Below are 17,645 nucleotides of genomic sequence, written 5' to 3' on the forward strand. Positions count from 1 at the left end.
ATTCACTCCTTTGTGTGTGGTGCGTGTGGGGATCGGGTGTGGTTCGGGTGTTCGGTCTGTCAGGCTCGGGCGGCCGCGATCGCCGCGAGGAAGGCCTCGGCGGCGCGTGTGACCTTCGAATAGTCGCCGTCGGGTCGGGCGGCCTTCGTGACGGCGCTTCCGACGCCCACAGCCACCGCCCCGGCGGCGAACCAGGTGCCCACGTTCTCCGGCGTCGCTCCGCCGGCGGGCAGGATCGGAGCCTGCGGGAGCGGGGCCCTGACGGTCTTGAGGTACTCGGGCCCCGCGATCTCGGTGGGGAAGAGCTTCACGATGTCCGCGCCCGCCGACAGGGTGTCGACGATCTCGGTGGGCGTGAACGCCCCGCTGATCGACACGGCCTGGTAGCGCGCCGCCGTGCGGATCATGCCCGGATCGAGATTCGGGCTCACCAGGATGCGCGCGCCGGCTTGCACGCACGCGAACGCGGATTCCGCATCCAGCACCGTGCCCGCGCCGATGGCGACACCCTGGTCGGCGTACTCGCTGGAGAGCGTGCGGATGACGCCCAGGGCATCCGGAACCGAGAGGGTGATCTCGAGCGCGCGGAAGCCGCCGGCGATGGCGGCCCTCGCGACCTGGAGGGCTTCGTCGGCGCTGTCGAGACGGAGGATCAGAACGGCACCGGTGTCGTGGATCGTGCGCAGCACGTCGAATTTGCTTAACATTGAGGATCACAATAGCTCATGGATTCACAAACATTCACACATTCTCCCGAATTGGTCTCGCCGGGCGTTAGGCTCTAGCTCGTGAGCACCGCCCCTCCTCTCATTCCCGAGCAGCGTCACCAGGAGATCCTGCGGTTGCTCCGGAGCGCGGGCGTGCTGAGCATCCGGCACATCGTCGACCTCCTCGGTGTCTCGCACATGACCGTGCGGCGCGACATCGCCACGCTCGAGGAGAGCGGGCAGGTGGTCTCCGTTCAGGGCGGTGTGCGGCTCAGCGAATGGAAGGGCTCCGAGCCGCCACGGGAGCGCGCCTCCCGGGCCGGGCTGGAACTGCCGCGCAAACGGGCGATCGCCGAGCTCGCCGCCACGCTCGTGCAGGATGACATGGTCGTCTTCCTGGATGCCGGAACCACCTGCGAGGCGGTCGTGCCCTTTCTGGCCACGCGCCGCGGCCTCACCGTGGTGACCAACGACTTCTTCGTGGTCACGACGCTGCTCGACTACCCCAGCATCGAGACGATCCACACCGGAGGCGTCGTCGACGTCTCGAGCGGATCGTCGAGCGGGAGCCTCGCCGCGGCCACGCTCGGATCGATCAGCCTCGACCTCGCCTTCCTGAGCACCGGCACCTGGGATCTGGCGCACGGCGTCACCACCCCGGCCACCGACAAGGTGGTGCTGAAGAAGGCGGCCATGGCCGCCGCGTCGTCGTGTGTGCTCCTCGCCGACAGCACGAAGTTCGGCACCTTCGAGCGGTTCAAGGTGGCGCCCCTCGACGCCCTCGACAGTGTCGTCACGGATGCGGACCTGCGGCTGGACGCGCGCGCGTCGCTCGACGACCTCGGGATCGAGCTCCGCCTGGCTCAGCCTGGCTCGTGAGTCGGTGACCGGTGCTCGGCGAGAACGGGCTCGAACCCGAACCCGGCGGCTACCTCACTCGGCCGTGTCGGGGGTCGGCTTCATCCAGAACGGCGAGTAGTGGTATCCGTCGGGGTCGTCGAACTGGCGCTGGTACATGAAGGGGTAGTCGTCGGTGTCGCCGATGCGACCACCGGCCGCGCCGGCCCGCTCGACGAGCTCGTCGACCGCTTCCTGGCTGTCGAGGTCGAATGAGACGGTGACCTTCGAGGGGGTGCCGGGCGGGCCGATCAGGTCTTCGGTGCCGCCCACGCTCGCGTACATCTCGCGGCTGCTGAGCATGACGTACTGCTCCGGCGCGATCGCGAAGCAGGACACGGTGTCGGCGGACATCTCGGCGTTGAGGGTCCAGCCGAGGGCGGTGTAGAAGGCGGTGGCGCGCTCGACGTTCTCGACGGGGCAGGTGATGAAGAGGCTCATGCCGCCCATGCTGGCGGGGTGCGGGGATGGCGTCAAGATGTCGCGCCGAAGGGCAGTGGCGACGCGACCGGTCAGTGGGTGTGGAGGCCGTCGAGGAGGAGGCGCACCATCGGGTTGGGCGAGCCGTCGGGGGAGGGGGCGCGGTGGCTGAGGTCGCCGACGGCCTGGAGGAGTTCGAGGGGGTCGACGCCGGGCCGCACGTCGCCCGCCGCTGCGGCCGCGTCGAGGAGCGAGGTGATGGCCGGGCCCAGCTTGGCGGTGAAGTGAGCGGGCAGGGCGTCGAACGCCGGATCGCCGGACCGTAGCGCGGCGGAGAGACCCTGCTTGGTGGCGACGAAGCGCGTGAAGCGGGTGATCCAGAGGTCGAGGGCCTCGCCGGGCGGATGCTCCTCCAGCAGGGACGCCGCCGCGGCGGCAGTCGCGTCGATCTCCGTGGTGAAGACGGCTGCCACGAGCTCGGCCCGGTTGGGGAAGTGCCGGTAGAGCGTGCCGACGCCGACGCCCGCCTCGGCCGCGATGTCGCGGGCCGGCGCATCCACTCCCGAACGGGCGAACACGGTGCGGGCCGCCACCAGGAGGGTGTCGAGGTTCTGGCGGGCATCCGCTCGCACCTTGCGTGGCGCATCCGATGAGGTCACGACAGAGCCCCTTGCATAAACGGAACGTTGTTCCGTATAGTGGTCGAGTGAGAGCGGAACGTTGTTCCGTATCTGATCCTACAGGAGGACCCCATGCAATACCGCCCCCTCGGCCGCACCGGAATCAAGGTCACGCCCTACGCTCTGGGTGCCATGATGCTCGGCTCGTTCGGCAATCCCGATCGCCAGGAAGGTGTGCGCATCATCCACCGAGCACTCGACGGCGGCATCAACTTCATCGACACCGCCGACCGCTACGGCGACTCCGAGGACGTGGTCGGTGAAGCACTCGTCGGCAAGCGCGACCAGGTCGTGCTCGCCACGAAGTTCTGGGGGCCCGTCGACGACGACGTGAACCACCGCGGCGCCTCGCGCCTGTGGATCAGGCAAGCCGTCGAACGGTCGCTCCGCAAGCTGCGCACCGACCACATCGACCTGTACCAGCTGCACCGTCCCGACCCGGACACCGACATCGACGAGACGCTCTCGGCGCTGACCGACCTCGTACGCGAGGGCAAGGTGCGCGCGATCGGCACGTCGTCGATGAGAGGCTCCGAGATCGTCGAGGCGCAGTGGATGTCCGAACGGCGCGGCTTCGAACGCTTCCGCACCGAGCAGCCGAACTACTCGATCCTCGACCGCGAGATCGAGCGCGAGATCCTCCCCGTGGCCCAGCGGTACGGCATGGGCACCCTCGTCTACAGCCCGCTCGCCGGCGGCGCGCTCTCGGGCAAGTACCGCGCGGGGCAGAGCAACGACAACTTCCGGGCGAGCACCGGGATGCGGCACTTCCGCGACGAGCGGCGGCTCGCCGTCATCGAAGAACTCGTCGAGCTGTCGCAGGAAGTGGGCATCCCGCTGACGCACCTGGCGATGGCGTTCACGATCGCGCATCCGGGCGTCACCTCGGCGATCGCGGGGCCGCGCACCATGGAGCAGCTCGAAGACACCCTCGCCGGGGCCGACGTCTCGCTGTCGGACGAGATCCTCGACCGCATCGACGTCATCGTTGCGCCCGGCGAGAGCATCGGCGCGATGGACATGGTGTACCGCGGTCCCGAGGTGGCCGATGCCGCGTTGCGCCGTCGGCCCGGGGCGTCTCGGTCGGCGCGGTAGCGGGCCGGGCGGCGGCGAGGCGGCGGCGCTCGCCGCCGAACGCCGCACCCAGCACGAGCTGCAGGTCATCCGCGCGGCTCTCGCGCTCCGCGGCGCCGGGCTCGGCACGATCGGCGTCGCGATGTCCGTGACGCTCCCGCCTTGACGCGCGGCGCCGTCGGCGGTTGCGCAGATCTCCGATGGGGCCTCCACGTTTTCCGATGCCAGGTCGGGGCGCCCGATGATCAGGATGGATGCACGTTGAAAGGACGAAACATGGCACGCATTCTGATGGTGGTCACCGCCGCCGATTCGATCGAACTCACCGACGGTTCGAGCCACCCCACCGGCTTCTGGGCCGAGGAGCTGGTCACCGCCCACCGCACCCTTCGTGCGGCCGGGGCCGACATCACCCTCGCCACCCCGGGCGGCGTCACGCCCACGGTGGACCCCGGCTCGCTCTCCCTCGACATCGTGGGCGATCAGGCCGCCATCGACGACTTCTCCGCCTACCTGGCGGAGATCGCCGAGGAGCTGAGCCGGCCGGTCGCCCTCGACTCGGTCGACGTGGCCGGCTACGACGCCGTGGTGATCCCGGGGGGCCACGGTCCGATGGTCGACCTGGCACGCGACCCGGTCATGGGCGCGCTGCTCGTCGCCGCCGACGATCGGGGCACGATCATCGCCCCCTTCTGCCACGGCCCGGCGGCTCTGCTGAGTGCGACGAGGGCTGACGGGTCCTTCGCCTTCGCCGGTCGCCGCCTGACGGCCTTCACCGACGAGGAGGAGCTCTCCGGAGGCCTCGGTGAGAAGTCGCCCTGGCTGGTCGCATCCGAACTCGTGCGCCGGGGTGCGGTGATCGAATCCGCGGAGGCCTGGACCAGCCACGCGGTCGTCGACCGCAACCTGATCACCGGGCAGAACCCCCAGTCCAGTTCCGCCGTCGCGCACGCGGTGGTCGCTGCGCTGCCGGCGTGATGAGCCGGTCGTGGGGCCGAGGGGTCAGGGCGTCGTCGAAGACAGGGCCTGCGCCAGCGCGCGCAGCTGCCGATTCCGCTCGAGGTCGCCCCGCCGGGTCGCCAGATGCACGGTGTTGAGCGGTGAGACCACAGGAGTGTGCAGCACCACCAGGGTGCCTGCAGCGAGCTGCTCGACCACCAGGTACAGCGGCAGCACCGACATCCCCGCACCGCCGACCAGGGCGGCGACGATCCCGCGGAGGTCGGGGATGACCGCTGCCACCGTCACGTCGTCGGGCCGGCGTTCGAACACGGTGCGCCAGTACCGCCGCACGATCGGCAGATTCTCCGCGTAGGCGATCAGCGGGATCGCCGCCAGCTCGTGGTCGATCGGGTCGACGCCGGCGAGTCGGGACCGCCAGCCGGGCGAGGCGACGAGCACGAACTCCTCGTCGTAGAGGGGAGCGCCCACGATGCCGGGCAGCTGGGGTTGCACCGCGCTCACCACGATGTCGAGCTCCCCGGACTGCAACGCGGTGAGGAGCGGGGCCGCCAGATCGAAGCGCACGCGGATCTTCGATTCGGCGGCCCCGGACAGGGTCGCTAAGCGGGGCAGGACGACCGTCGTCAGGTATTCGACCGGGCCCCCGAGATCGATGGCCGGATGCTTCTGCTCACCTCGGCTGAGGAACATCACGTCGTCGAGGGCGTCGACATGGGACTCGATCTCTCGCGCGAGCGAGATCGCCTTGGGCGTGGCCGCGACGCCGTGGGCCGTGCGATCGAACAGCGCGAAGCCGAGATGCTCCTCCAGCGACCGGATGTGCGCCGACACCGTCGGCTGCGAGAGACCGATCAGCGGTGCGGCCCGTGAGATGGAGCCGACGCGTAGCACCACCAGAAAGCTGCGCAGGTGTTCGAGGTTGGGCTGGGCCATGTCTCCGATACTTCTACAGCTCGCCGGTGCCGATCGCATTTGGGCGGCGCGCCCCGTGGGGTGTCGTCACGAGGCGGCCGGCGCGTGGCGCTCCAGGAACTCGAAGACCTCGGTCGTGTCCACCCCGGTGAAGCCCGAGGTCGGCATCGCCGCGTGCAGGGAGGAGTTGAGGCGGGCCGAAGGGTGCGCCTGACCGGTCCAGCGGGTGGCGAGCCCCGCGGGCGGGCGGCGGCAGCACGACTCGTCGGGGCATCCGGAGTGGAAGCGGTTCGTGGTGTCGCGCCCACGGAACCACTTCGCGTGAGCGAAGGCGGTGCCGACCGACACCGAGAACTGACCGCGCGAGGAGGGCTGGATGCGCGAGGTGCACCAGTAGGTGCCGGCCGGCTTGTCGGTGTACTGGTGGTACGGGCTGAAGCGGTCCTCGACGTCGAACACCCGCCGCGCGCTCCAGAAGCGGCAGACGGTCTGTCCTTCGACCGCACCGAGCGCATCCGTGGGGAACTGCACGCTGTCGTTCTCGTAGGCCTTCGAGATGGTGCCCGACTCGTGCACCTTGAGGAAGTGCACCGGGATGCCGAGATGCTCGGTCGCGAGGTTCGTGAAGCGGTGCGCCGCCGTCTCGTAGCTCACACCGAAGGCGTCGCGCAGGTCTTCGACCGACAGCTCACGCGCATCCTTCGCCCGCTGCAGGATGCCCACGGCACTCTTCTCGGGCACGAGCAGGGCGGCTGCGAGGTAGTTCGTCTCGACGCGCTGCTGCAAGAACTCGGCGTAGTCGCCCGGCTCCCGGTGCTGCAGCACGTGCGACGAGAGGGCCTGCAGCACGACCGAGCGCGGGTCGGCATCGGGCGACTGGCCGAGGGGCACGTAGATGCGCCCGTTGCGGAGGTCTGTCACCGAGCGGGTGGAGCCGGGCAGGTCGCCCACGTAGTGCAGGGTGAAGCCGAGGTGCGAGGCCAGGTCGGAGGCGACGCGCTGCGAGAGCGGGCCGCCTTCGTGGCCGACAGCCGCGTGCAGGCCGGCGGCCGTCTGCTCCAGCTCGCCGAAGTAATTGTTGCGGCGGCGCATCGCCTTGCGCAGCTCGGTGTTGGCGCGACGGGCCTCTTCGGGGGTCGCGGCGCGCTCGCCGTGCACGCGCTCGAGCTCGCGGTGCAGGCCCAGGATGGTCTCGATCGCCTCGTCGCTCAGGGTCTTGCGCACCGGGAGGGCGGCGAGGCCGAGCGACGCGAAGAGCGGCCCGCGCTGCGCCCGTTCGAGCGCGATCTCGAGGGCGGCGCGCTTCGTGGGCGGCTCGGCGGTCATCAACTGGTCGAGGCTGACGTCGAGCACCCGCGCGAAGCGCTGCAGCTCGCCGAGCTTCAACTCCCGCTTGCCGTTCTCGATCACCGAGACCTGCGAGGCCGCCCGGCCGATGGCCGCACCGAGCTCGTCGAGCGTGAGACCGCGGTCGGAGCGGAGCTGACGGATGCGTCGGCCGATCGTCAATGAATCGAGCATGGGTTCATCATCGAACGGCCCGTCGAAGGTGGAGGGCATGTCGTCCATGGTGACACACCGGCTTCTTCGTGAAAACAGAAGAATGCCGAGAATTCTGCCGTGATTGTCGGTGAAGAAGCTGCTCGGGGCCCGGATAGTCGAATGCAAGCAGCTCTTCCCGCTGCGACCGCAACCGCAAGTCGATGACATTGGAGTCGTGAGATGACCACCCGCCCCGGAGACCAGATCCAGACCGCCGCCGAGCTCGAGACGTCGTGGAAGACCGACGCCCGCTGGAACGGCATCCAGCGCGACTACAGCGCCGAAGACGTCGTGGCCCTGCGCGGTCGAGTGGCCGAAGACAACACCCTCGCCGCCCGCGGTGCCGAGAACCTGTGGAACCTCATCCACCGCGAAGACGAGTGGGTGGCGGCCCTCGGCGCCCTCACCGGCAACCAGGCCGTGCAGCAGGTGCGCGCCGGCCTCAAGGCCATCTACCTCTCCGGCTGGCAGGTGGCCGCCGACGCCAACCTGAGCGGCCAGACCTACCCCGACCAGAGCCTCTACCCGGCCAACTCGGTTCCGGCCGTCGTGCGCCGCATCAACAACGCGCTGCTGCGGGCCGACCAGATCGAGTTCGCCGAGGGGCTGCCCGAGCGCGAGTGGCTGGTGCCGATCGTGGCGGATGCCGAGGCCGGCTTCGGCGGCCCGCTCAACGCCTACGAGCTCATGAAGTCGATGATCCAGGCGGGAGCCGCCGGCGTGCACTGGGAAGACCAGCTCGCCAGCGAGAAGAAGTGCGGGCACATGGGAGGCAAGGTGCTCATCCCGACGTCGCAGCACATCCGCACCCTCAACGCGGCCCGCCTCGCGGCCGACGTGGCCGGCGTGCCCACCATCATCATCGCCCGCACCGACTCGCTCGCCGCCAACCTCATCACGAGCGACGTCGACTCGCGCGACGTGCCGTTCCTCGACGGCACCCGCACCCCCGAGGGCTTCTACGGCACGACCCCCGGCATCGACACCGTCATCTCGCGGGGACTCGCCTACGCCCCCTACGCCGACCTGCTCTGGGTCGAGTCGAGCGAACCCGACATCGAGCTCGCCCGCCGCTTCGCCGAGGCCGTCCACGCCGAGTTCCCCGGCAAGCTGCTCGCCTACAACTGCAGCCCCAGCTTCAACTGGAAGTCGAAGCTCACGGATGCGCAGATCGCCACGTTCCAGAGCGACCTGTCGGCGATGGGCTACAAGTTCCAGTTCATCACCCTCGCGGGCTTCCACGCCCTCAACCACTCCATGTACACCCTCGCCCGCGGCTACGGCGAGACGCACATGAGCGCCTACGTCGAGCTGCAGGAGGCCGAATTCGCCTCCGAGGCCGACGGATACACCGCCACGCGACACCAGCGTGAGGTGGGCACCGGCTACTTCGACCGGATCGCCACGGCCCTGAACCCCGACAGCGCCACCCTCGCGCTCGTGGGTTCGACCGAGTCCGAGCAGTTCCACTGATCCACACCCTCCCTGGAACGCCGCAAAACGACGGAGATTCTCGCCGCCACCGGACTGAGAGTCCGTCGTTTCCGCCGATCCAACCGAAACTCCGACGTTTTTGACAGACGAAAGGACCACCGACATGTCCCACCCCCGTCCCACCACCATCACGGTGCACGCCGAGCTGCAGGAGCGGTTCGACGAGATCCTCACGCCAGAGGCGCTGCACTTCCTCACCCGGCTGCACGACCAGTTCGCCGGCCGCCGCCAGGAGCGCCTGAACGACCGGATGCTGCAGCGCAAGGCCATCGAGAACGGCCGCAACCTGCGCTTCCTGCCCGAGACCGCGCCGATCCGCGAGGATGCCGGCTGGCGCGTCGCCGGCGCCGGCCCCGGTCTCGAAGACCGCCGCGTGGAGATCACCGGCCCGACCGACCGCAAGATGACCATCAACGCGCTGAACTCCGGCGCGAAGGCGTGGCTCGCCGACCTGGAGGACGCCACGAGCCCCACCTGGTCGAACGTCATCGGCGGGCAGGTGTCGCTCTTCGACGCCATCCGCGGGCAGATCGACTACACGAGCGACGACGGCAAGGAGTACCGGGTCACGGCATCCGAGACTCCCACCATCGTGATGCGGCCGCGCGGCTGGCATCTCGTCGAGAAGCACCTCGGCTACACCGACCGGGCCGGGTCGACCCGGGCCGCCTCCGCGAGCCTGGTCGACTTCGGGCTGTACTTCTTCCACAACGCGAAGGCGCTCATCGCCGGAGGCCGCGGCCCCTACTTCTACCTGCCGAAGCTCGAGAACCACCTCGAAGCCCGGCTCTGGGACGACGTGTTCACCTTCTCGGAGAACGCGCTGGGCATCCCGCACGGCACCATCCGGGCCACCGTCCTGATCGAGACCATCACGGCGGCCTACGAGATGGACGAGATCCTCTACGAGCTGCGCGACCATGCCGCGGGACTCAACGCCGGCCGCTGGGACTACATCTTCAGCCTCATCAAGACCTACCGCGACCGGGGCCGCAGCTTCGTGCTTCCCGACCGCGACCAGATCACGATGACCGTGCCGTTCATGCGCGCCTACACCGAGCTGCTCGTGCAGACCTGCCACAAGCGGGGGGCATATGCCATCGGAGGCATGAGTGCGTTCATCCCGAACCGGCGCGACCCGGAGGTCACGGAGCGCGCCCTCGAGAAGGTGGCCGCCGACAAGCGGCGCGAGGCCGGCGACGGCTTCGACGGCACCTGGGTGGCGCATCCGGGGCTCATCGACACCGCCCGCGCCGAGTTCGACGCGGTGCTGGGGGAGCGGCCCAACCAGCTCGACCGGCTGCGGCCCGAGGTCTCGGTGACGGCATCCGAGCTCGTCGACCTCTCGACCATCGAGGCGCGGGTGACGGATGCGGGGGTGCGGGCGAACGTGTCGGTCGCGCTCCGTTACATCGAGAGCTGGCTCCGGGGCGTCGGCGCCGCGGCGATCGACGACCTGATGGAGGATGCCGCCACCGCCGAGATCTCGCGCTCGCAGCTGTGGCAGTGGATCCACCAGGGCATCGTCACCGTGGAGGGCACGCGCATCACGCACGACCACGTGGAGGTCGTGCTGCACGACGTGCTGCGCTCGATGGACCGCTCGCTCGCCGACCGCTTCGACGACGCCGAGAACATCGTGCGGATGGTGGCGCTGGAGGAGGAGTTCCCCACCTTCCTCACCATCCCGGCCTACGCCCACTACCTGGTCGACCCGGCCCCGGTCCGGCAGCCCGCACGGGAGTTCGCCGCCGCCTGAGCGCGCACGAGGGCCACGGGGTCGGGATAATGAGGGGATGACCCTCGACCCCGTGGCCACGATCGTCTGGATCGTGTCGTTCGTCGTGGTGACCGTCGCCGTCACGGGGCTCGCGCGCCGCGTCGGCTGGTCGGCGCCGATCGCGCTCGTGATCGTGGGAGCGGCGGTGTCGTTCATCCCCGGCGTGCCGGCGATCGCGGTGCAGCCCGACCTGATCCTCTACGGTCTGCTTCCGCCGCTGCTGTTCGCGGCCGCCATCCGCACCTCGTTCGCCGACGTGCGGGCCCGGCGCGACGGCATCCTGCTGCTCTCCGTCGGGCTCGTGGCCTTCACCGTGGTGACCGTCGGGTTCACCGCGTGGTGGGTGGTGCCGGGCATCTCGCTCGCCGCCGCGTTCGCGTTCGGCGCGGTCGTGGCGCCGACGGATGCGGTGGCCGTCACCGCGATCGCCGGCCGGCTGAAGCTGCCCCGCCGGCTCGTGACGGTGCTCGAGGGCGAGAGCCTGCTGAACGACGCCACCGCGCTCGTGGCCTTGAACGCGGCGATCGCCGGCATCCTGGCCAGCGTCGACCCGGGGGCGCCGCAGCTGAACGGGTGGGGCATCCTGCTCGAGTTCGTGCTCGCCGTCGGCGTCGGCGTCGGTGTGGGGCTCGTGGTCGGGTTCGTTCTCGGGTTCATCCGCAAGCAGCTGAAGGCGCCGGTGCTCGACACGAGTCTCTCGCTCATCACGCCGTACATCGCGTTCATCCCGGCGCAGTTCCTGCACGGCTCGGGGGTGCTGGCCGTCGTGGTGGCGGGGCTCTACCTCGGGTTCCGGGCGCCGGTCATCCAGACCGCGGAGTCGCGCATCGCCGAGTCGCTGAACTGGCGCACCATCCAGTTCCTGCTCGAGAACGCCGTGTTCCTGTTCATCGGGCTGAGCCTGGCGACCATCCTCCCGGCGGCGCTGAGCGACGGCCCGGGCGTGTGGGAGACCGTGCTGATCTCGGCCGCGCTGCTCGCCGCCGTCTTCCTCTCGCGCTTCGTCTGGATGATGATCACGACCTCGGTCTACCGCTTCGGACCGCAGTGGCTGCGCAACCGGGGCTGGAGCTGGCGCAACGGCATCGCGGTGTCGGTGGCGGGCATCCGGGGCGTGGTGACGCTCGCGGCCGTGTTCCTGCTGCCGGTGGAGACGCCGGGGCGGGCGTTCATCCAGTTCCTCGCCTTCGTGATCGTGGTGGGCACGCTTCTGGGCGGGGCGCTTCTGCCCTTCGTCATCCGGCGGCTGCGGCTGCCGCCGCCGAACTTCTCGCAGGAGATGACCGAGGTGCACATGCTCATGGCCGAGGCGCAGAACGTGGGGCTGGCGCGTCTCGACGAAGAGGTGACGGATGCCGACGAGCAGAGAGTCGTCGACCGCCTGCGGGTGAACGCCCGGTTCCTCAGCGACGCTCTCGAGAACCCGCCCGGTGACGGCGTCGAACCGCCGGCCCGCGCGTACAACCGGCTGCGCCGGATCATGATCGCGGCCGAGCGGGATGCGGTGCTCGCCGCCCGCGCGGAAGGCCGCTACCAGGAGCGCGCCGTGAAGTCGGTGCTCGCCAAGATCGACGTGGAGGAGACCGAGCTCAACCTCGGCAAGCCGCGCTCGGGGGAGTGACCGGCGACACCGATCCGTCTGCCGCAATTCACCGCCCGTTACCCCCTGGACCCCGGGCGTTCGACTGCTGGGAACAAGATCAGGCGCGATAGCCCTGTGTACTCCCACCAGCTCAGACGGAGAAGAATCGATGAAGAAACTCGGGCGGCCGACGGTAGCCGCTTTCGCAACCCTGGCGCTCGCCGTGCCGCTGGCCGCATTCGTCGCGCCGATGGCTGCGTCCGCCGCCGGTCTGCCCACGCTCGTCGTGAACGAGGTCGACGCGAGCGGTGTGCCGCAGGACTGGATCGAGATCAAGAACACCGGTTCGGCTCCCGTGGACGCCTCGGGCCTGATCCTCAAGGACGACAAGGACTCCGACCGATTCGACATCCCGGCCGGCACCGTCATCGCCGCCGGCGGCTACGCGACCTTCGACGTCGGATCCACCTTCGGGCTCGGCAAGGGCGGCGACGCCGCTCGACTGTTCCTGAGCGACAACACCACGCTCATCGACGGCTACACCTGGCCGAGCGACTCGGTCTACCCCGCGACCTGGGGCCGCTGCGACGACGGCACCGGTGCCTTCGTGGTGAACACCACGCCTTCCAAGGGCGCGGCGAACGTCTGCAGCACCACGCCGCCGACGACCCCGCCGACCACCCCTCCGACGACTCCGCCGACGAGCCCCACCTCGACCCCGTGGCCGGGCGGTTCGACGGTGACGGATGCGGCCGTCGCGAACTACGCGCCGTTCTCCTCGAACCTGAGCGGACTCAGCTGGGAGACGGGCGCCAACGGCGCCGCCGACACCCTCTGGGCCGTGCGCAACGGCCCGGGCGCGCTCTTCGCGCTGCAGAAGTCGGGTTCGACCTGGGTTCCGGCCGCCGGCTGGGAGCAGGGCAAGGCCCTCAAGTACACCGACGGCACGGGTGACGTCGACGCCGAGGGCGTGGTGAAGACCGACTCCGGCATCTTCGTCTCCTCCGAGCGCAACAACAGCAACAACAGCGTCAGCCGTCCGGCGGTGCTCAAGTACGACGCATCCGCCACCGGCAGCACGCTCACGGCGACCCTGGAGTGGAACCTCGTGTCGGCCCTGCCGACCGTCGGCGCCAACCTCGGCCTCGAGGGCATCACCTTCGTGCCCGACTCCTACCTCGTCGCCAAGGGCTTCAAATCCGACGCCGGTGTGACCTATGACCCCGCCGCCTTCGCCAACCACGGCAACGGCCTCTACTTCGTGGGCCTCGAGGGCACCGGCTCGGTGTACGCCTTCGCGCTCGACCAGACCGACGGCTCGAAGTTCACGCTGCTCGCCACCATCTCGACGGGCTTCCCCAACGGGGTCATGGAGGTGCAGTACGACGCCGAGAAGAGCGCGGTGTGGGCCATCTGCGACAACACCTGCGGCGGCAAGTTCGGGCTGTGGGATGTCGACGCGCAGGGTCACTTCGCCCAGACGGCGCTGTTCGACCGCCCCACGGGTCTGCCGGACACGAACAACGAGGGCTTCACCGTCGCGCCGCAGTCGCTCTGCGCGAACGGCGTGAAGCCGGTCGTCTGGGCCGACGACAACGACCTCAACGGCATCGCGCTGCGTGAGGGCACCATCGAGTGCACGGCCGCGCCGGTCGACCCGAACGCGCAGCAGCTGCAGGTGGTCGTGCCCGAGGTGGCCGGCGACTTCATCTGGAGCATCGACGGCACCAACGGCATCGTCGACCTCGGCACCGCCGTGTCGAAGGGCGACCACTTCGAGGCGGCCGGATCGATCAACCCGATCCGCGTCACCGACACCCGCGCCGCCGGCCCCATCTGGGCCATCTCGGCCCAGGTGAGCGACTTCGCCTCGGGAACCACCTCGTTCTCGGGCAAGTACCTCGGCTGGACCCCCTCGGTGATCGAGGCCGGCGCCGGCGCCTCCGCCGGTGCCTCCGTGGCCTCGGGCTACGACGGCGGCAACGGTCTGGCGAGCGCCTCCACCCTCGGCAGCGCCATGGCCGGCCACACCAAGGGCTCGGCGAAGCTCGGTGCCGACCTGGCCCTCAAGCTCCCGGCCGACGTCGCCCAGAACACCTACACGGCGACGCTCACCCTCACGGCGCTGGGCTAGCCTCCACCACCCCGAGCCGGGCCGGGCGCTTCGGCGCCCGCCCGGCCTTCGGTGTCTCCCTCCGCAGCGCGAGGCATCAGCGATGGCGAGCGGCCGGAGCAGACCTCAGGCGGGCTCGGCGGTGAACCAGATGACGTGCACGACGGTGTCGTCGGATGCGGGGGTGCCGGTGCCGGCCCAGTGGCGGGCGTAGCCCTCGCGCAAGTGTGCGGCGTCACGGAAGCCCTCGCCGGCCGACGCGGCCACGGCATCCCCCACGGCGCCCGCGAGGTCGCCGAAGCGGAGGGTGTCCACCCGCGTCACGGTGAGCCAGCCGGCGAGTCCGCCGGTGCTGTCGAGCAGAGCGAGGCGCTCGCCGAGGTGCTCGAGACCCTCGCCCTCGGACGCGTACTCGGCGGCCTGGCCCATCGTGGAGCGCTTGACCCCCATCAGGACCAGGGCGTTCAGCTCCTCGCGCCAGGCGCCGGGCGTGCCGAGCTCCATCGCGCGGTATCCGTCGTGCCGAGGCCACATGAGGCCATCCAAGCAGAGCGCCGCAGTCGCTGCACGCTTCTCGTCATGAGGACGCGGGTCGCGCGGTGAGCTGGCAGGCCACGCGTCAGTCGACACGAGGGCGGCACCGACGGCGGATGCGGTGAGCGCAGACAAGGCCCCGAGGATCCCCAGCGCCACGGCCAGCTGGATGGCGAGGAACACCACGATACCGAGTCAGTGCAGTGCTTCCATCGGGTCAGCCGCGACGAGCGTCGCGATCACGCTTCCTGCGCCGGCGACGATCGCCACCGCCGTCGCCTCGGCGAAGTACCGCACCTGCCCGATCGGTTTGCGCTCTGCGCTACCGGTGCTGATGGCGACCCCTACGCGGGCAGCCTAGCGCCGGCCACACGGCGCGACGGTGCACCGTCGCGCACTACTGCACCCCGCTCGTGGTGACGATGCGGGTCCAGGGGCCGGCGGGCACGGCGGAGTCGTCGACGAACTGCCAGGTGATGCCGCCCTGCTCGCCGTTGAGCTCGGAGAAGCCGAGGCAGCCGACGACCGCCGGGGAGACGTCCATGCCCGCGCCGCCGTAGCGGGCGTTGAGCGGCCGCACGTCACCGGCGCCGAAGACGTACTCGGCGTCGTCGTACTCGCCGGGGCCGGCATCCTGGTTCTGGGCGTAGCAGGTGCGGCCGTTGAGGGTCAGCGCCACCCAGCGGTTCTTCATGTAGCTGAAGCCCTGGTCGCCGTGGTGCGAGGCGTAGGGCTCCTGGTCGGCCCAGGGCACCACCTGGTCGCGGCGCGCGAAGGCCGCCGCGTTGTTGATGTCGTCGAAGGGCAGGTCGAGGTAGAACGGGTTCTCGCGCGGCGACATCTGCGTGGGGAAGTAGTCGTTCGAGGCCGATCGCGCCTCCGTCTCGCAGCTGCCGCCGGCCGTGGTGCCGTCGCAGCCGCCGTAGCTCTGGAACCACTGCGAGTCGTAGGTGCTGAACATCTGGCTGCCGTCGGCCGCGTTCGGGTCGAAGATCTCGCCCACCCAGAAGGTGGTGGCCACGATGCCCGTGTGCACCGGGTAGCCCTGGCCGGGCGCCGGCGCAGGCCCCGGGGCGGGCGCCGGCGGCGCCGGAGCGGCGGTCGCGCTGGGCGTGGCCGTCGCGGTGGCCGACGGGGTTCCGGATGCCGTCGGCGTGCGTGAGGCCGACGGCGACGCCGAGCCGCTCGCCGAGGGCGAGCCGGTGGCCAGCGTGCCGTCGCACTCCGAGGAGGTGCAGCCGAACCAGGAGCAGCCCGCGAGGCACGCTCCCGTCAGCCCGAGCACCACGGCTCCCGCGCCGAGCCGGCGAAGGCCGGCGGTGCGGCGGCCACCGCTGCGTGCCCCGCCGGAACCGCTCCCGCCACCACCGCCGACCGAGGTCATTTCGCGTCCCCGGGCGCGACACCGCTGAGGTCTTGCGCGGTGCCCGTCGGCGTATCCGTTCCGCTGTTCATGTGCACCTCCACCGGGCCCTGCACGAGCGGCGCAGCGGCCGCCGGCGCGGGCGACGCCGCGACCACCGTGGGCGCCGGGGCGCCCACCGAGTCGTAGAGCGCGTAGTCGTCGGTCTCGAGCGTGCCGTTGCTGAACACGTTGAGCCCGAAGCTGATGCCCGAGAACCCGGCCGGGATGGCGGGGGTCGTGAACGCGGCCTCGGAGAAGACCGGGTTCGCCGCGAACCACGGGCTCGAGGTCCAGTACTGCCAGACGCCCGCCGTGGTGCGCAGGTAGATGGCGAACTGGGTCACCACGGTCGAGGTGTACCAGGCCCGCATCGAGTAGGTGTGCCCGGGCACGACCGTCGGCGTGCAGGCGCCGAGGTCGAAGGCGGGCAGCAGCTTGGCATCGCCGTCGACGTAGTTCGCCACCGAGACGTAGCCGGCCACCGAGCCGGTTCGCGCGGGGGAGGTCCAGGTGATCGTCGGGGTGTTGTTGCCGTAGCCGCCCGTCATCCAGCAGCTCGGCAGCCCGTTGGCGCCCGCCGTCTCGAGGCTCGGGTTGATGACGCCGTTCACGCCGGGGCCGGCCGGCGCCGTTGCCGGACCGGCCACGGCCGCCTTCGCGGTGCCGCCGATCACCTGGTCGACGGTCTTCACCACCGTGTTGTTGGTGAGCGCGCGCGGCTTCAGCCACTGCACGAACTGGGTGAACACGGCGGGTGTCACGTTGAGGTCGCACCCGGTGTCGCAGATGTTGTGGAAGGTGAACGGCACCCATCCGCCGGTCTTCTCCGCGTTCGTCACCGAGGCCTTGAGATCGGCGAGGGTCCAGGTGTTGTCGACTTGGTCGAGGGCCTTCAGGTAGTAAGGATTCGCGGGCGGGATCTTCTCGGTGTAACCGCACCCGGCGCATCCGAAGCGTGACTGCAGGTCGCCGAGCATACGGGCGCTGTTGTAGCCGCAGGCCTTCGCCGCGGCCTCGTTCGCGGGGGTGGACGAGGCGAAGGGATACGCGAAGCTCTTCACCGTGAACCCCCAGCTCATGAGGGTGCTGCGGTCGTTGCAGATCTGCCGCTTCACCTCGTCGGCCGGCAGCACCGCGAGGTCGGGATGGTTCACCGTGTGGCCGCCGATCTCGTGCCCCGCGGCCTTGAGGCTGTCGAGGTTCGCCCGCGTGAAGTAGCTGGCCGCGCCCACGAAGCCGGAGACGATGTAGAAGGTGCCCTTCATGCCGTTGGCGTTCAGGATGCTCGCCGCCGTCATCTGGTTCGCGTTGCCGTCGTCGAAGGTGAGGCTGATGACGGTCTGCTTGAGCACCGCCGCAGGGGCGGCGCCGGGCGTTGCGGCGCTCGCCGCCGCCGAGGCGGGTACGGCGACGGCGACGGCGAGCGCGATCGTGGAGAGTGCGGCCGCCAGGGGCCGCCAGAGCTTCGTGGACGGACGGGTCGGGGTGCTTCGTTGCACGATGGGCTCTCTCTCGATGGTGGGACGGTGAACGGATGCGGTG

15 protein-coding genes are annotated in these 17,645 nt (G+C 70.1%); 7 read left to right on the forward strand and 8 right to left on the reverse strand.

Annotated elements, in window-relative coordinates; genetic code table 11:
• Nucleotides 1-59 precede the first annotated feature (59 nt).
• Nucleotides 60-707: a bifunctional 4-hydroxy-2-oxoglutarate aldolase/2-dehydro-3-deoxy-phosphogluconate aldolase gene (locus tag VD659_RS18260; protein ID WP_423262466.1), complete on the reverse strand. Its 648-nt coding sequence runs from the start codon at nucleotides 705-707 to the stop codon at nucleotides 60-62.
• Nucleotides 708-788: 81 nt separating this feature from the next.
• Between VD659_RS18260 and VD659_RS18265 the strand changes: the two genes are divergently transcribed.
• Entirely contained in the window at nucleotides 789-1,586 is a 798-nt protein-coding gene (locus tag VD659_RS18265) for a DeoR/GlpR family DNA-binding transcription regulator (protein ID WP_423262467.1), read from the forward strand.
• A gap of 54 nt (nucleotides 1,587-1,640) precedes the next feature.
• On the opposite strand, the gene VD659_RS18270 is transcribed toward VD659_RS18265, so the two are convergent.
• The gene (locus tag VD659_RS18270) at nucleotides 1,641-2,045 is read right to left on the reverse strand and encodes a VOC family protein (protein WP_423262468.1); all 405 of its coding nucleotides are present in this window, start codon (nucleotides 2,043-2,045) and stop codon (nucleotides 1,641-1,643) included.
• Nucleotides 2,046-2,116: 71 nt separating this feature from the next.
• Nucleotides 2,117-2,683 (reverse strand): TetR/AcrR family transcriptional regulator, encoded by a 567-nt coding sequence (locus tag VD659_RS18275; RefSeq protein ID WP_423262469.1) that lies wholly within the window; start codon nucleotides 2,681-2,683, stop codon nucleotides 2,117-2,119.
• A 93-nt stretch (nucleotides 2,684-2,776) separates the two neighbouring features.
• Here VD659_RS18275 and VD659_RS18280 point away from each other — a divergent pair, with 93 nt between their 5' ends.
• Together VD659_RS18280 and VD659_RS18285 are read left to right on the forward strand one after the other, a co-directional pair.
• Complete coding sequence (locus VD659_RS18280) at nucleotides 2,777-3,799, forward strand: aldo/keto reductase (RefSeq protein WP_423262470.1); 1,023 nt, start codon at nucleotides 2,777-2,779, stop codon at nucleotides 3,797-3,799.
• Between the two features lie 255 nt (nucleotides 3,800-4,054).
• Nucleotides 4,055-4,756: a type 1 glutamine amidotransferase domain-containing protein gene (locus VD659_RS18285; protein WP_423262471.1), complete on the forward strand. Its 702-nt coding sequence runs from the start codon at nucleotides 4,055-4,057 to the stop codon at nucleotides 4,754-4,756.
• A gap of 24 nt (nucleotides 4,757-4,780) precedes the next feature.
• Here VD659_RS18285 and VD659_RS18290 read toward each other — a convergent pair whose 3' ends face one another.
• Both VD659_RS18290 and VD659_RS18295 read right to left on the reverse strand, forming a co-directional pair.
• Nucleotides 4,781-5,674, reverse strand: coding sequence for a LysR family transcriptional regulator (locus tag VD659_RS18290; protein WP_423262472.1), 894 nt, complete (start codon nucleotides 5,672-5,674; stop codon nucleotides 4,781-4,783).
• Nucleotides 5,675-5,740: 66 nt separating this feature from the next.
• On the reverse strand, nucleotides 5,741-7,174 hold the full coding sequence (locus tag VD659_RS18295; protein ID WP_423262473.1) for a helix-turn-helix domain-containing protein: 1,434 nt from the start codon (nucleotides 7,172-7,174) through the stop codon (nucleotides 5,741-5,743).
• A 201-nt stretch (nucleotides 7,175-7,375) separates the two neighbouring features.
• Between VD659_RS18295 and aceA the strand changes: the two genes are divergently transcribed.
• The 4 genes from aceA to VD659_RS18315 all read left to right on the forward strand — a co-directional run bounded on the left by aceA (nucleotide 7,376) and on the right by VD659_RS18315 (nucleotide 14,185).
• The gene (gene aceA, locus VD659_RS18300) at nucleotides 7,376-8,668 is read left to right on the forward strand and encodes an isocitrate lyase (protein ID WP_423262474.1); all 1,293 of its coding nucleotides are present in this window, start codon (nucleotides 7,376-7,378) and stop codon (nucleotides 8,666-8,668) included.
• 124 nt (nucleotides 8,669-8,792) lie between these two features.
• Nucleotides 8,793-10,448 (forward strand): malate synthase A, encoded by a 1,656-nt coding sequence (aceB, locus tag VD659_RS18305; RefSeq protein WP_423262475.1) that lies wholly within the window; start codon nucleotides 8,793-8,795, stop codon nucleotides 10,446-10,448.
• Between the two features lie 37 nt (nucleotides 10,449-10,485).
• Nucleotides 10,486-12,090, forward strand: coding sequence for a cation:proton antiporter (locus VD659_RS18310; RefSeq protein WP_423262476.1), 1,605 nt, complete (start codon nucleotides 10,486-10,488; stop codon nucleotides 12,088-12,090).
• A 130-nt stretch (nucleotides 12,091-12,220) separates the two neighbouring features.
• A complete protein-coding gene (locus VD659_RS18315) occupies nucleotides 12,221-14,185 on the forward strand; it encodes a lamin tail domain-containing protein (RefSeq protein ID WP_423262477.1) in 1,965 nt (654 codons plus the stop codon).
• Nucleotides 14,186-14,290: 105 nt separating this feature from the next.
• Here the strand turns inward: VD659_RS18315 and VD659_RS18320 are convergent, their stop codons facing one another.
• The 3 genes from VD659_RS18320 to VD659_RS18330 all read right to left on the reverse strand — a co-directional run bounded on the left by VD659_RS18320 (nucleotide 14,291) and on the right by VD659_RS18330 (nucleotide 17,602).
• A complete protein-coding gene (locus tag VD659_RS18320) occupies nucleotides 14,291-14,884 on the reverse strand; it encodes an ASCH domain-containing protein (protein ID WP_423262478.1) in 594 nt (197 codons plus the stop codon).
• 211 nt (nucleotides 14,885-15,095) lie between these two features.
• Nucleotides 15,096-16,082 (reverse strand): hypothetical protein, encoded by a 987-nt coding sequence (locus VD659_RS18325; RefSeq protein WP_423262479.1) that lies wholly within the window; start codon nucleotides 16,080-16,082, stop codon nucleotides 15,096-15,098.
• Nucleotides 16,079-17,602, reverse strand: coding sequence for a polysaccharide deacetylase family protein (locus VD659_RS18330; protein WP_423262480.1), 1,524 nt, complete (start codon nucleotides 17,600-17,602; stop codon nucleotides 16,079-16,081). The genes VD659_RS18325 and VD659_RS18330 overlap by 4 nt, the downstream gene beginning before the upstream one ends.
• Nucleotides 17,603-17,645: the final 43 nt, after the last annotated feature.

The sequence above is a fragment of the Herbiconiux sp. 11R-BC genome (assembly GCF_049472555.1).
Classification (GTDB): domain Bacteria; phylum Actinomycetota; class Actinomycetes; order Actinomycetales; family Microbacteriaceae; genus Herbiconiux.

Excerpts from the sequence above, each read along its gene's own strand:
- VD659_RS18285 (WP_423262471.1), top strand. The coding sequence starts at position 4,055 with ATGGCACGCATTCTGATGGTGGTCACCGCCGCCGATTCGATCGAACTC.
- VD659_RS18280 (WP_423262470.1), top strand. The coding sequence starts at position 2,777 with ATGCAATACCGCCCCCTCGGCCGCACCGGAATCAAGGTCACGCCCTAC.
- VD659_RS18295 (WP_423262473.1), bottom strand. The coding sequence starts at position 7,174 with ATGCTCGATTCATTGACGATCGGCCGACGCATCCGTCAGCTCCGCTCC.
- VD659_RS18315 (WP_423262477.1), top strand. The coding sequence starts at position 12,221 with ATGAAGAAACTCGGGCGGCCGACGGTAGCCGCTTTCGCAACCCTGGCG.
- VD659_RS18310 (WP_423262476.1), top strand. The coding sequence starts at position 10,486 with ATGACCCTCGACCCCGTGGCCACGATCGTCTGGATCGTGTCGTTCGTC.
- VD659_RS18270 (WP_423262468.1), bottom strand. The coding sequence starts at position 2,045 with ATGAGCCTCTTCATCACCTGCCCCGTCGAGAACGTCGAGCGCGCCACC.
- VD659_RS18325 (WP_423262479.1), bottom strand. The coding sequence starts at position 16,082 with ATGACCTCGGTCGGCGGTGGTGGCGGGAGCGGTTCCGGCGGGGCACGC.
- aceA (WP_423262474.1), top strand. The coding sequence starts at position 7,376 with ATGACCACCCGCCCCGGAGACCAGATCCAGACCGCCGCCGAGCTCGAG.
- VD659_RS18260 (WP_423262466.1), bottom strand. The coding sequence starts at position 707 with ATGTTAAGCAAATTCGACGTGCTGCGCACGATCCACGACACCGGTGCC.
- VD659_RS18290 (WP_423262472.1), bottom strand. The coding sequence starts at position 5,674 with ATGGCCCAGCCCAACCTCGAACACCTGCGCAGCTTTCTGGTGGTGCTA.
- aceB (WP_423262475.1), top strand. The coding sequence starts at position 8,793 with ATGTCCCACCCCCGTCCCACCACCATCACGGTGCACGCCGAGCTGCAG.